The sequence below is a fragment of the Marinobacter sp. H13 genome (assembly GCF_059072335.1).
Genome location: NZ_JCACRU010000001.1, coordinates 457,455 through 470,950, shown reverse-complemented (window position 1 = coordinate 470,950; position 13,496 = coordinate 457,455). Strand labels below are relative to the sequence as shown.

Sequence of the window (13,496 nt, the reverse complement as noted above, 5' to 3'; positions counted from 1 at the left end):
GTACCCCTAGCGTTGGCGCTTCAGACCGGTTGTCACCATGATTCGGGTGGAGATCTCCTCAACCGAATAGGCGGTGGTATTCAGGTACGGAATCCGCTCACGCCGATACATCAACTCGATTTCCTCGATCTCGTGCATGCACTGCTTGATGGATGAGTAGCGAGAGTTTGGCTTGCGTTCGTTGCGGATGGTTGCCAGCCGCTCCGGCTCGATAGTCAGCCCGAAAATTTTCTCTTTATAGGGTTTCAGGGCTTTCGGGATCTGCTGGTCTGCCAGGTCTTCTTCGGTAATCGGATAGTTTGCCGCTTTCACGCCATACTGCAGCGCCAGATAGAGACAGGTGGGGGTTTTCCCGCTTCGGGAGGCGCCAACGAGGATCAGGTCTGCTTCGTCGTAATGCCGGGTGCGTGCGCCATCGTCATTATCCAGCGCGAAATTGACGGCATTGATCCGGCGTTCATAGCTGCCTTCATTGTTGATGGCATGGGATTTACCGACGGTATAGGAAGAGGAAGACTGGAGTTCCTGTTCCAGGGGGCTGAGAAACGTACCGAAGATGTCCACCATGAAACCCTCGGCGGTGGCGATGATTTCCCGGATATCGCTGTTTACAATGGTGTCGAACACCAGCGGCCGTGCGCCGTCTGTCTCGGCCGCCTTGTTGATCCGTTTGACCATTTCCCGGGCTTTTTCTTCGTCCGCAATGTAGGGAACAGTAACCCGTTCAAACTCGATCTTTTCGAACTGGGCCAGAAGGCTGTGCCCGAGAGCCTCGGCTGTCAGGCCGGTGCCATCAGAAATGAAAAAAGCAGTGCGTTTCATGCTGTATTGTCCGGTTCCTTGGTTCTTGATTCCTGGCTCGGTGGCCTAGGTAATTTCCGCAGGTTACAGTATCATACACGCCAAGTTCGAGACTCCGCAGTGGATATTGTCTGCTTTTACCGCTTGATACCGCTGGCCCGATTTTGCTCTTAGCTTCACAGACTCAAGGGAGACATGCTTTGGAAGATTACATTATCTGGTTTGATCACCTGGGAATGTCCGATGTCGATCGGGTAGGCGGCAAGAACGCCTCACTCGGCGAAATGATCAGTAATCTCGCCAACGCAGGTGTTACCGTTCCAGGTGGCTTTGCCACAACAGCGCACGCCTATCGCGAATTCCTCGCTACTGACGGACTGAAAGAGCGTATCGACAACGCTCTCGATGCTCTGGACATCAACGACGTCAACGAACTGGCCCGGGTTGGTGCCCAGATCCGTCAATGGATCATTGAAACGCCATTTCCGGATGTCCTGGAGAACGCCTTGAAGGAATCGTTCGCCACCCTGCAGGATGGCAACGAACACATGGCGGTTGCGGTACGTTCCTCTGCAACGGCGGAAGATCTCCCGGATGCCTCCTTTGCAGGCCAGCAGGAAACCTTCCTGAACGTGGTGGGGCTGCAACAGGTGCGCACCTCGGTCAAGGAAGTGTTTGCGTCGCTGTTCAATGACCGCGCTATTTCCTACCGCGTCCACCACGGCTTTGACCACAAGATGGTCGCGCTCTCAGCTGGTATCCAGAAAATGGTGCGCAGTGAGACGGCGGCCAGTGGCGTTATGTTCACCCTCGACACAGAATCCGGCTTCCGTGACGTGGTATTTGTAACTGCCTCTTACGGTCTGGGTGAGACCGTCGTTCAGGGTGCTGTAAACCCTGATGAATTCTACGTACACAAGCCTACTCTCGAAGCCAGTCGGCCGGCCGTCCTGCGTCGCAATCTGGGCAGCAAGGCCATCAAGATGGTCTACCACACCAAGCCCGGTGAAGGTGAATTCGTTGAAACAGTGAAGGTGGAGCAGGAAGACCGCAACCGCTTCTGCATCACTGACGCCGAGGTGGAAGACCTGGCACGTCAGGCGATGATTATCGAGAAGCACTACCAGCGACCGATGGACATCGAGTGGGCGAAGGACGGCGACGACGGCAAGATCTACATCGTTCAGGCGCGCCCTGAGACGGTGAAAAGCCGTGCGTCTGCCAATGTGATGGAGCGCTACCTGCTTAAAGAAACCGGCAAGGTGCTGGTGGAAGGCCGGAGCATCGGCCACAAGATCGGCAGTGGCCCGGTGAAGATCATCACCAGCATCAAGGAAATGGACCGGGTGCAGGCCGGCGATGTGTTGGTTACCGACATGACCGACCCGGATTGGGAGCCGGTGATGAAAAGGGCTTCCGCCATTGTTACCGACCGCGGTGGTCGTACCTGCCACGCGGCCATTATTGCCCGCGAGCTGGGCATTCCGGCCGTGGTCGGATGCGGCGATGCCACGGAGTTGCTGACCGACGCACAGGAAGTGACCGTCTCCTGCGCCGAGGGCGATACCGGCATGATCTACGAGGGCTCCCTGGATTTCGAGCTGCGGGAAAATACCGTGGACTCCATGCCGAACATCCCGTTCAAGATCATGATGAACGTCGGCAACCCAGACCGGGCTTTTGATTTCCAGGCGTTGCCGAATGAAGGTGTTGGTTTGGCACGGCTTGAGTTCATTATTAACCGGATGATCGGTGTTCATCCCAAGGCACTGCTGAACTTTGATGGACTGCCCCGGGATATCAAGCAGACCGTTGAGAAACGCATCTCCGGTTACAGCTCGCCGGTGGATTTCTATGTCGACAAGCTGGTTGAGGGCATCTCTACCCTGGCAGCGGCGTTCGCGCCCAAGAAAGTGATCGTGCGGTTGTCGGACTTCAAATCCAACGAATACGCCAACCTGATCGGCGGCACTCTGTACGAGCCGGATGAAGAAAACCCGATGCTCGGTTTCCGGGGTGCATCGCGCTATATCTCCGATACCTTCCGGGACTGCTTCGAGCTGGAATGCCGTGCCCTGAAAAAGGTGCGTAACGAGATGGGGCTGACCAATGTGGAAGTGATGGTCCCGTTCGTGCGTACCGTGGGTGAAGCGGAACAGGTAGTGAACCTGCTGGCGGAGAACGGGCTCAAGCGTGGTGACAACGGTCTTCGGGTCATCATGATGTGTGAGTTGCCGGCCAATGCCCTGCTGGCGGATCAGTTCCTGGAGCACTTTGACGGCTTCTCCATCGGCTCCAACGATCTGACTCAGCTGACCCTGGGTCTGGACCGGGATTCGGGCATCATCGCGCACCTCTTCGATGAGCGGAACGATGCGGTCAAGGCGCTGCTTTCCAACGCCATTCAGGCGTGCAAGAAGGCCGGCAAATACATCGGTATCTGCGGGCAGGGGCCATCGGATCATCCGGATCTCGCCAAGTGGCTGATGGATCAGGGCATTGATACGGTGTCACTGAACCCCGATTCGGTACTGGACACCTGGTTCTTCCTGGCCGACGAAAAAATCGACTGAGTTTATTTCCAGGATAAGGAGAGCGACAACGTGACGACGATAATTACCCCGGACCTGTGTGACGAATTTCCGGAAGTGCTGGTTGTAGAGCCCGGCTTCAATAACTACGGTGGCAACAAGGCATTTGGCGGTGAGATTGTGACCGTGAAGTGTTTTGAAGATAACTCCGTGGTGAAAGAGCAGGTTGGCCAGCCCGGGAACGGTCGCGTGATGGTCGTGGATGGTGGCGCTTCAAAGCGCCATGCGCTATTGGGCGACATGCTCGCGGAGAAGGCTGCGAGCAACGGCTGGGCGGGCCTGATCATCTATGGTTGCGTGCGCGACGTGGATGAGATTGGCAACACCGCCCTGGGTGTGCAGGCCCTTGGCACCCATCCGAGAAAGAGTGAAAAGCGTGGCCTGGGCGACCTGAATGTGCCGGTCACCTTCCACGGCGTTACCTTCCATCCCGGACACTACGTCTACGCCGACAACAACGGCATCATTGTTTCTGAGAAGCCTCTGGTTTGAGGCTTTTCGAGGCAGAGACAAAAACGGCGGCCAATGGCCGCCGTTTTTCGTTCAGCGAGTGACTTCGCTGATATTCGTTCCAAGGAGGAACCCGTCTCCTTCCGGTTCGCAGCGAATGACTTCGCAGACAGTCTCCAGCGGCGGAAACTGATCACTGCTGGAGTGAAGAACCGTGTGAAGTTCCTCGCCAACGTTCACGGCCTGCTCAACGTAGAGTTGCATGCCGGTCGCGCTCAGATCACGGCAGATCCCTTTGAAGCGGTTGCCCTGGCTGTCGCTGATCTCAATCTCCGAGTTCACCTGCATACGGTGGAAATCGCGTTTCTCCGAATAATCCTTCATGGCATCAGGCCCAGTTGTCGGTTTTTCTTGTTGGTTTGAGCATTGGAATGATCAGTGCCAGCAAAACGCCACCGAGAACGAGGCCCGCGCCCAGCAACATGAAATCGTATTCCTTGCTGGCTTCCAGACGTTCGTTTTCAGCCGTGAGCACTTCAAGGTCGTTGCGAATCTTCTGGTTCTCTTCCCGCAGCTCGCGGTTTCGACGTTCCAGATTGATGGAATCGGCGGCGATACTCTTGATCCGCTGAAGCTCTTCCTGGAGCTCCTGTGAACGGTCAGAAAGCGAGGCTTCGGAGCTTTCCAGCGCGTTGCGCTCAGTGACGACGTTAGACAGCTGCTCTTTTACCTGGGCGAGTTCAGCGCGCGTTTCTTCCAACTGACGGTTGGCCGTACGCAGGCGATCTGCAGCAATGGGTGTCTCGCTCAGGTATTGACTGGAAACCCAGCCCTCGGTGCCCTTGGGAGTGCGAACGAGGGTGTATCCGGAATCGGAGGCCTCGATGACTTCCAGCGGCGTGCCACTGGGAACCGCGTTTTCAATGATGCGGAACTGGGAACCTGCGCCTGACCTCACTGGCAGGTACAACTGGTCGTCAACCCAGACAGTCTTTGCCTGGGAAACAGCAATGGAGGACACTGCGAACAACACACTGATTGCTAGACGAAAAAGCGTCACTGGTTACGTTCCCTGAAATTCTGCGGTTGAAATCTGAGCCTGATTAAAAGCGCAATTTTGTCACAGATGCCCCGCCGTGCAAGCGTGCCATCATTACAATAAACTCATGGGCCCCCAAGGCCCGCTCACGGGAGGACGGCTTTGAAAGGCTTTACCACAACCTTGTCATAAACGCCTGCCTCCACATAAGGGTCGGCATCCGCCCAGGCCTGGGCCGCTTCCAGAGAGTCAAATTCCGCGATTACCAGACTACCGGTAAAGCCGGCATCGCCGGGCTCTGGAGTATCCAGCGCCGGATGAGGGCCAGCGACAAGTAATCGGCCCTCGGCTTTCAGGGCCTGAAGCCGGTCGATGTGAGCCGGACGCGCAGACTGGCGCAACGGCAGGCTGTTCTCGACATCTTCACTGATAATGGCGTAGTACATTCAGCTCTCCGAACAGGTTTTCAAAGACAGGATAGTTGATCAGACAATCAGCGGTCGTGTCGTGCAAGGGTTGGCTGGTACACTGTTAAACCCTGGCAAGCCGCCAGTTATCTGAAGATTCAGGATATTTTGTGACTATACCGCAAGACCCGCATTTGTGCATTGATCTGCATTGCCACAGCACGGCTTCCGATGGCGCGCTATCACCGGCGGCACTGGTCGAGCGCGCTGCCGGTCGGGGGGTTACCCACCTGGCCCTTACTGACCACGACACGATCGCTGGCCTTGCCGAAGCCGAGGCGGCTGCGCAGGCGCAGGGTATCATCCTGATTCCCGGGGTTGAGCTTTCCTGCCTCTGGAAAAGCCGGACCATCCACATCGTCGGTCTGGATTTTGATCCCGGGCAGGCCGGTTTCAGGCAGGCGCTGGAGCAGCAGAACGAGAATCGTTGGGCTCGTGCCCGCATGATCGCGGACCGCCTGGGTAAGCTTGGTGTTGATGGCCTTCTCGATAAGGCCTCCGAGGCTGCCGGTGGCGACGTGCCTGGACGGCCACATTTTGCACAGGTTCTGACAGAGGCTGGCGTTGTTCGCAATGCTGCCCAGGCATTCAAGCGATATCTGGGTAACGGTAAGCCCGGTGATGTAAAAGCTTTCTGGCCGGAGCTTCCAGAAGTCGTGCGCTGGATCACCGAGGCAGGTGGCGTTGCGGTTCTTGCCCATCCCCGAAAATACCAGCTTACGGCAACCAAACTCAGGGAGCTGACCGCGGATTTCCGAAGGGCAGGGGGGCAGGCAATTGAAGTGTCCACTTCAGGTCAATCCAGTGGTGATCTGGGGTTTCTTGCAGAGCTTTGTCGGAAAGAGAAATTGCTGGCATCCCAGGGCAGTGATTTTCACTTTCCCGGCGCTCCCTGGTGTGAGCTTGGCCGCATCATGAAAATGCCAGACGGGCTTGAGCCGGTCTGGCATTCGTTCAGACAACCTGTTCCGGGTGCGGCGCCGCCTTAATCCGGCGCATGGAACAGCAGGTACAGATCCGTCAGTGAGTCCGGGATGGCGTCGGCCATCTGCCGGGATAGCTTTTCACTGTTGCGAACCTTCTGGAAGTCCTCGTCATCGAACAGTCCTGAGAGTGTCAGCATAGGCACCATCAGGTCCGCCGCTTCTTCTTCGCTGGCTGCTTCGAGCCACTCTTCTTCGTGTTCCAGAAAGGTGTCCACGAACCCGGCGCACCAGTTTTCCAGCGCGTTCATGGGGTCGCCATCCTCCGGCTCCGGCAGTTCCAGAGACTGCCCCATGTCCAGGGAGTGGGCCATGTCATTGGCCAGCTGGGTCGAGCAGCGCCTGAACACCTCGGGAATCCCGGTGTCGGGCACCTGATCGGTGCCCGTGGCGAGGCGGAAGATTTCTTCCGCGCTCAGTTCAGCCGGGCCGACGACGCTGGCGCAGACCACCCCATGGAAACCGAAGAAATCCAGGGCTTCATCGCCCCAGGGCTCGGCAAAGAGGATGTCTTCCAGCGCTTCTATGTCGGAGTTCGATAGCATCAGTTAGTTACTCCCGGCCTTTTTGGCCTCTTCCGCGGCCTTCTGGCGCTTGCGGACTTCTCTTGGATCATTGTAAGCGCGGCCCGGTGTTACAGGAACGTCGACTGCCGGGGCATCGGCAGGCGTGTCCTTGGCTGTTGCCTCCGGAGCGGAAGGCGTCTCTTCCTTCACTGGCTCTGCGGTTTTGGGCTCAACTTTTTCGGGCTCGGCTTTCTTGGGCTCGGCCTTTTCGGGGCTGGCCTGCGCTGCTTCAGGCTGCTTTGGCTCCGGTTGAGCCTCGGGAGCCTTACGCTCTGGTGCTACCTTCTCCTCCGCTGGCTTTTCAGCCTTCTCGGGTTGTGGTGCCTCCTCCGGTTCTGCCTTGGCGGCTGGCGCTTCCTTGGGCTTCGCCGGCTGCTTCTTCGCCCGCGGCGCTTGTTCGCCGTCGGCTGTGGCCCTGGACTCCGGCTTTGGCCTCGGAGCTGCCTCTTTTTTCTCGGGAGCCTGGTCAGTCACCGGCGTTGGCTCATCAGTGGCCGCGGTGCTCTTGGCAGGCTCTTTGTCTGTGGCTGCGCCTTGCGCCTGCCCGGTAACGTTTTCGCTCTTTTCCTCAGGCTTCTCAAGGGGTTCGGAGCTTTGTTCAGCCTTGGCGGGCTCGGCTTTTTCAGGTTTCGCTTGAACAGCTTCCTGCTTTTCAACCGGGCTCTCTGCAACGGGTTTTGTTTCCGCTGCCGGTTTCGCTTCCGGCTTGCTCTCCGACGGCGCTTTGTCTGCGGATGCCTTCTCGGGCTTCTGCTCTTTCACTGGCTCTTTCTGAGCAGCTTCCGGTTTCGGTGTTTCGCTGGCCGCCGGCGCAGTCTCGGCCCTTGTTTCAGGCTTGTCAGACGCTTTGTTGACGGTTTCCTTTACCTGCTCGGTTTTCACCTCGGGCTTGGCATCGTCACGACCGTTTTCCGGCTGCGTGTCCTTCTGATGCTTCTCGCTACGAGCGGCTTTTCGATCAGCCGGAGCGGACGCCGGTGCATCAGACGGAGAGCCGTCGCGGTTGCGCTGGCGACGTGGCTTTCTGCGTTTCTCTTCTGAACCGGTCTTGTCCGCTGGACCGGACTTGGCTGCATTATCCTGCTGGCCCTGATCCTTCTGGTCCTTCTGCTCGCGATTATCCTTCGGGTCGCGCTGGGGCCTGTTGCGGCCGCGGCCCTGGTTGTCGCGACGGTTGTCACGACGATTTTCAGAGCCTTTGTTATCGGCGCTCTTCTTGTCGCCTCCGCGATTATCCTGGCCTTTGTTTTCGGATGCCTGGCGATTCTGGTTGCCACGGTTCTGGTCGTCGTTGCGGTTGCGGCCGCGGCCACGGTTGTCGTCACCACGGCCCTGCTGGCCGCCCTGGCGACGTTCGTTGCCACTGCGGTTGCCACCTGCACGCTGGTCATCACCGCGGGCTACCCGGGATTTGCGACGGTCCTGACGGCCCTGGTTGCGACGATCTTCGCGCTGGCTCTGGCTCTGCTCGCGATTCTCGACTTTCTGTTCTTCCTCGCCACTAAAGAAGCCAGCGATCTTGCGTCCCAGCCGGCGGAAGAGGCCTTCTTCCTGTTCAGTGGTTTCATCAGCCTTCGGTGCGGCCGGGGCAGGCGCGGGTGCGGGTGCGCTCGGCCGGATCGCTTTTACCGCAGCCTGCTCGCGTACCGGCTTCTCAGGGGTGGGCGCCTCGAAGATTTCTTCTTCACGCTCGCTGTACTCCTGGGCCACCTGATGGCTGGAAATGTGCTCGGGCGTTGTTTCATCCTGACGCATCCGGATGATTTCGAAATGCGGTGTCTCCATATGCGGAACCGGCACCACGACAACGCTCACTTCCTGGCGGGCTTCAATGTCGGCCAGCTGCTTGCGCTTCTCGTTGAGCAGGAAAGTGGCGACGGAAACCGGCACAACGGCTCGTACTTCGCCGGTCTTGTCCTTTGACGATTCCTCGTAGATCAGGCGCATGATGCTCAGGGCGAGGGACTCGATGCCACGAATAGTGCCCTGACCTTCACATCGGGGGCACACTTCGCTGCGTGTCTCTCCCAGGGAGGGGCGCAGGCGCTGACGGGACATTTCCAGCAGGCCGAAGCGGGAGATTTTGCCCACCTGAACCCGGGCCCGGTCGATTTCCAGGGCCTCACGAATCTTCTGTTCAACTTCCCGCTGATGCTTCGCAGGCGTCATGTCGATAAAGTCGATGACAATCAGACCGCCCATGTCACGCAGGCGCAGCTGGCGGGCGATTTCCTCTGCCGCTTCCAGGTTGGTCTGGAGCGCGGTTTCCTCGATATCCTGGCCTTTCGTGGCGCGGGAAGAGTTGATGTCGATGGAAACCAGGGCCTCGGTCGGATCAATCACGATGGAGCCGCCGGAGGGCAGTTTCACTTCCCGCTGGAAGGCGGTCTCGATTTGGCCTTCGATCTGGTACCGGCTGAACAGCGGGATTTCATCCTTGTACAGCTTGATCTTGTTTTCGAAGGTGGGCATGACCGCACGAACGAAATTCAGGACGTCCTCATAGACGCCATTGGCGTCAATCAGAACCTCGCCGATGTCCTGGCGAAGGTAGTCACGAACCGCACGGATGATAACGTTGCTTTCCTGGTGAATCAGGAAGGGGGCCTTGCGCTCGCCGGCGGCCTGAGTGATGGCCTCCCAGAATTGCACCAGATAGTCCAGATCCCACTGGAGTTCTTCAGTGGTACGGCCGATGCCGGCGGTACGAACGATGATGCCCATGGATTTCGGCACCTGAACATCGTTCATCGCTTCTTTGAGCTGCGCCCGCTCATCGCCCTCTATGCGACGGGAGATGCCGCCGGCACGGGGGTTGTTGGGCATGAGTACCAGATAGCGACCTGCCAGGGAGATAAACGTGGTCAGGGCTGCGCCCTTATTGCCACGCTCTTCCTTGTCGACCTGCACGATGACTTCCTGGCCTTCGGAAACAACGTCCTTGATGTTGATTTTGCCTTCGATCTGGCCGGGCGACTTCTTGAAGTATTCCTTGGAAATTTCCTTCAACGGCAGAAAGCCGTGGCGCTCGGCGCCGAAATCCACAAACGCGGCCTCGAGACTGGGCTCGACCCGGGTAATGCGGCCCTTGTAGATATTGGCTTTCTTCTGCTCGCGGGAGCTGGATTCGATATCAAGGTCGAATAGACGCTGGCCGTCAACCAGGGCGACGCGCAACTCTTCGGGATGAGTTGCATTGATAAGCATTCTTTTCATGGAAAGAAAGAGTTCCTGTCGTTTAATTTGACAGAAAACCGGAGGGGATCGCATCAGCGAAGCAGGATGTGCGTGCCGCGGGCCCTGTTACATCAAGGGCGGACCGGCGGCCAGACGAATCAGACCCTTCTGGGGTTTGATCCTTTCGGTCTGAGACCAACGCCGACGATCCGGCTGCCTGTGGGCAGGGAGAGGTCGTGTAAGGTTCGTGTCTGTTGACGCATGTTATCCGTTTTCAGGTTCACTCAGGTGCCTGGGTCTCACGTCGTATTCGTATGCTGGACGGCCCGGCCCTGGGTGGCAGTGATTCTTCGCGATGTCGCCCGCGGTTTTCCGCGCGGTTTCTCTCTCTCCCGGGTACAGGATGCAGCCTTTCGAAGATCTGTCCTGGTCCTCCGGGAGCATTTCTCTCGCCGTTCCCGGTAGTGATTGGGTGCACGGCGTTCAAACTCTCGAATAGTGTCGGTATACTTCTGCCGCTCCGGCTTCTGACTTGAGTTGGTCAGGCCGTAGACAAACGGCAAAGCACGCCGGAATATAACAGTATTCATGCAGCCGTTCAATCCTGCAGTCACTCCAGTAGCCAAGGAACTTCATGTCTCGAAAGTCTGCGAGCAGAAAGCCAGCCCAACCGCGGCCCGAGAGGGCAAAAAAAACCAGCAGGGCCGGCAGTGAGAGTCAGGCTGTTCGTGGAGAGGTCCGTCAGGGCGTCCAGTGGGTTACCGTGGACGAAGACAACGATGGTCAGAGGGTGGACAACTTCCTTCTTGCCCAGCTTCGCGGTGTGCCCAAGAGCATTATTTATCGTGTCATCCGCAAGGGCGAGGTTCGGGTCAATAAAGGGCGGGTCAAGCCGGATTCCCGGGTGAGAACCGGTGATCAGGTGCGTATCCCACCGATCACCCGAAAGGAAAAGCCTGATCAGGTGGCGCCCGGCTCCCGGGTGCAGGGCGTGATGGAATCCGCGGTTGTTTTCGAGAACGAGCAGATGCTGGTGGTCAACAAACCGTCCGGTATCGCCGTACACGGCGGCAGCGGCCTGAGTTTCGGGTTGATCGAGGTGCTTCGTTCCGCACGCCCGGCGGCAAAGTTTCTGGAGCTCGTTCACCGTCTGGATCGGGATACGTCCGGACTGATCATGGTGGCCAAGAAGCGGTCGGCGCTTCGGTACCTGCAGGATGAGCTGCGCCAGAAACGAATCCGCAAGCATTACCATGCGCTGGTCGCCGGCGACTGGCCGGCCAGCGTTGACCGGGTGGATGTGCCTCTGCTGCGCTACGAGATGCCCAATGGCGAGCGTCGGGTGAAGGTTGACGCTGCCGGCAAGGCCTCGCTGACGACATTCCGCTGCCTCGAGCATTACGCGGGCTACACCCTTGTCGAGGCGTCGCCAATTACCGGTCGTACGCACCAGATCCGCGTGCACAGCGCCTGGGCCGGTCATCCGATTGCGGGTGACGACAAGTATATGGATGATGTCAGCCTCAAGGCGTTCCGGTCCATTGGCGGGCAACGGCTGATGCTGCATGCGCGGGCCCTGGAGTTTACCTTGCCGGTCTCGGGTGAGGCTGTGCGCCTTGAGGCGCCTTACGACGATGCATTCAATGACGTGCTCAGGAAACTTTCCGGGCGTCTTAAAGGAAACGATCAATGAACGTCAGAGTAGTAATTTTTGACTGGGACGGGACCCTGGTGGACTCGGTTGAGCATATTGCTGACAGCCTGCATCAGGCGGCAACCGAGCTGGGCTTTCCGGCCCTGGAGCGTGAGGCGTACCGGGATATTATCGGGCTTGGCATGGTCGAGGCGTTGGAGAAGCTTTATCCCGGTATCAGTCGGGAAGAAATGAACAGGATTCGCGACGGATACGGACGCTATTTCTTCAGCAAGGTGACAACGGCGCAAAACGTGTTTGACGGTATGGCCGATGTGGTCGCAGATCTGCGAGGATCCGGTCGCAGTTGTTCTGTGGCAACCGGCAAGAGCCGGCGCGGCCTGGACTTTGCGCTGGCCTCCAGCGGTCTTGGCGACCACTTCGAGATCACCCGTTGTGCCGATGAGACACGCTCCAAGCCCGATCCCGCCATGCTTGAAGAGATTCTTCGTTTCTATCGCATTGAGCCCGAGGAAGCAGTGATGATTGGCGATACCCGATACGATCTTGATATGGCCCGGCGTATCGGCATGCCCTCCATCGGCGTTGAGTGGGGTGTGCACAAGCGGGATGTGTTGGGTGAATATTCGCCCCATGCCATTGTTGAATCCGTGCCAGACCTCCGGCGGGTGCTGGGGCTGTAAACAGACCGAATTCATTGACGTTGCTGACAGGATGCGCACATGAGTGACTGGGAATCTGACAAGTCTGCCGATTGGGGTGACAAACCGGTGGAGCCTGAAAAAGAAAGTAAGCCGTTTTTCGGGCGAAAGTCGCCGAAGCTTCCGCCCGAGTCCGGACGTGACTGGAAGCTCATCGAAAAACTCGTCATGTCACTTCAGTCTGAGCAGCGCAAGAGCCGGCGCTGGGGTATCTTTTTCAAGTTCCTGACGTTTGGTTACCTGATTGCCTTGCTGTTTTTGATCAAGTTTCCCCTGGGCGATTCACTGGAGGGTGTAACCGGCAAGCACACGGCTCTGGTAGAAATAAACGGTCCGATCGCTGCCGACGAACTGGCCAGTGCAGACAATATTGTAGGTTCTCTGCGAACAGCCTTCGAAGAGCCAAACTCGGTAGCAGTGATTCTGCGCATCAACAGCCCGGGGGGCAGCCCGGTGCAGTCCGGGTATGTCTACGATGAGATCAAGCGCCTGCGGGAGGAATATCCCGAGAAAAAGGTCTACGCCGTTATCTCGGACATCGGCGCTTCCGGAGCCTATTACATTGCGGCGGCCGCGGATGAGATCTATGCCAACCGGGCCAGCCTTGTCGGCTCGATTGGGGTGGTGGCTGGCGGGTTCGGCTTTACCGAGGTTATGGAGAAGATCGGCGTGGATCGCCGTCTCTACACGGCCGGTGAGAACAAGGCGTTCCTTGATCCGTTTTCGCCGGAGCAGGAAGAGGAAGTCACTTTCTGGCAGAGTGTCCTGGAAAACACCCACCAACAGTTTATCGAAGCGGTCAAGCAAGGGCGTGGTGATCGCCTGGCGGATGATGAGCGCCTGTTCAGCGGGCTGGTATGGAGTGGCGAGCAGGCCGTTGAGCTTGGCCTGGCTGATGGGCTCGGCAGCGCATCACACGTTGCTCGGCAGATCATAGGTCAGGAGGAACTGGTGGACTACAGCCGTCGCAAATCACCGTTCAAGGATATTGTTGATCAGCTTGGTGTCGCCTTTGGCGAGGGTTTCGCCAGTCAACTGGTCGAGTCCCGGCTCGAGCTTCGGTAATG

At 58.0% G+C, this 13,496-nt stretch carries 12 protein-coding genes; 6 read left to right on the top strand and 6 right to left on the bottom strand.

What is annotated here, in order from left to right; translation table 11 throughout:
* Nucleotides 1–6 precede the first annotated feature (6 nt).
* The gene (ppsR, locus tag AC5JQH_RS02205; RefSeq protein ID WP_008174940.1) at nucleotides 7–822 is read right to left on the bottom strand and encodes a posphoenolpyruvate synthetase regulatory kinase/phosphorylase PpsR; all 816 of its coding nucleotides are present in this window, start codon (nucleotides 820–822) and stop codon (nucleotides 7–9) included.
* Nucleotides 823–1,037: 215 nt separating this feature from the next.
* Between ppsR and ppsA the strand changes: the two genes are divergently transcribed.
* Entirely contained in the window at nucleotides 1,038–3,374 is a 2,337-nt protein-coding gene (gene ppsA, locus AC5JQH_RS02200; protein ID WP_410796000.1) for a phosphoenolpyruvate synthase, read from the top strand.
* A 30-nt stretch (nucleotides 3,375–3,404) separates the two neighbouring features.
* Nucleotides 3,405–3,884, top strand: coding sequence for a ribonuclease E activity regulator RraA (rraA, locus tag AC5JQH_RS02195; protein ID WP_008174943.1), 480 nt, complete (start codon nucleotides 3,405–3,407; stop codon nucleotides 3,882–3,884).
* A gap of 51 nt (nucleotides 3,885–3,935) precedes the next feature.
* Here the strand turns inward: rraA and AC5JQH_RS02190 are convergent, their stop codons facing one another.
* From AC5JQH_RS02190 to AC5JQH_RS02180, 3 genes are all read right to left on the bottom strand, one after another.
* Complete coding sequence (locus AC5JQH_RS02190) at nucleotides 3,936–4,226, bottom strand: PilZ domain-containing protein (RefSeq protein ID WP_008174945.1); 291 nt, start codon at nucleotides 4,224–4,226, stop codon at nucleotides 3,936–3,938.
* Between the two features lie 4 nt (nucleotides 4,227–4,230).
* Complete coding sequence (locus AC5JQH_RS02185; RefSeq protein ID WP_493805236.1) at nucleotides 4,231–4,902, bottom strand: TIGR04211 family SH3 domain-containing protein; 672 nt, start codon at nucleotides 4,900–4,902, stop codon at nucleotides 4,231–4,233.
* A gap of 125 nt (nucleotides 4,903–5,027) precedes the next feature.
* Nucleotides 5,028–5,327: a YciI family protein gene (locus AC5JQH_RS02180; RefSeq protein WP_008174948.1), complete on the bottom strand. Its 300-nt coding sequence runs from the start codon at nucleotides 5,325–5,327 to the stop codon at nucleotides 5,028–5,030.
* Nucleotides 5,328–5,458: 131 nt separating this feature from the next.
* On the opposite strand from AC5JQH_RS02180, the gene AC5JQH_RS02175 reads away from it, so the two are divergent.
* Nucleotides 5,459–6,337, top strand: coding sequence for a PHP domain-containing protein (locus AC5JQH_RS02175; protein WP_039882074.1), 879 nt, complete (start codon nucleotides 5,459–5,461; stop codon nucleotides 6,335–6,337).
* On the opposite strand, the gene AC5JQH_RS02170 is transcribed toward AC5JQH_RS02175, so the two are convergent.
* Together AC5JQH_RS02170 and rne are read right to left on the bottom strand one after the other, a co-directional pair.
* Nucleotides 6,334–6,876 carry a YecA/YgfB family protein gene (locus AC5JQH_RS02170; RefSeq protein WP_008174953.1) on the bottom strand — a complete coding sequence of 181 codons (543 nt, stop codon included), beginning with the start codon at nucleotides 6,874–6,876 and terminating at the stop codon, nucleotides 6,334–6,336. The genes AC5JQH_RS02175 and AC5JQH_RS02170 overlap by 4 nt on opposite strands.
* 3 nt (nucleotides 6,877–6,879) lie before the next feature.
* Nucleotides 6,880–10,113, bottom strand: a complete 3,234-nt coding sequence (gene rne, locus AC5JQH_RS02165) for a ribonuclease E (RefSeq protein WP_493791034.1) — start codon at nucleotides 10,111–10,113, stop codon at nucleotides 6,880–6,882.
* Nucleotides 10,114–10,708: 595 nt separating this feature from the next.
* Here rne and rluC point away from each other — a divergent pair.
* Genes rluC through AC5JQH_RS02150 form a run of 3 tightly spaced genes read left to right on the top strand, consistent with a single transcriptional unit; the run spans nucleotide 10,709 to nucleotide 13,494 of the window.
* Nucleotides 10,709–11,767 carry a 23S rRNA pseudouridine(955/2504/2580) synthase RluC gene (rluC, locus tag AC5JQH_RS02160; protein WP_493791033.1) on the top strand — a complete coding sequence of 353 codons (1,059 nt, stop codon included), beginning with the start codon at nucleotides 10,709–10,711 and terminating at the stop codon, nucleotides 11,765–11,767.
* The gene (locus tag AC5JQH_RS02155) at nucleotides 11,764–12,411 is read left to right on the top strand and encodes an HAD family hydrolase (RefSeq protein ID WP_493805235.1); all 648 of its coding nucleotides are present in this window, start codon (nucleotides 11,764–11,766) and stop codon (nucleotides 12,409–12,411) included. Before rluC ends, AC5JQH_RS02155 begins: the two co-directional genes overlap by 4 nt.
* Nucleotides 12,412–12,450: 39 nt before the next feature.
* On the top strand, nucleotides 12,451–13,494 hold the full coding sequence (locus AC5JQH_RS02150) for a S49 family peptidase (protein ID WP_493805234.1): 1,044 nt from the start codon (nucleotides 12,451–12,453) through the stop codon (nucleotides 13,492–13,494).
* Nucleotides 13,495–13,496 lie beyond the last annotated feature (2 nt).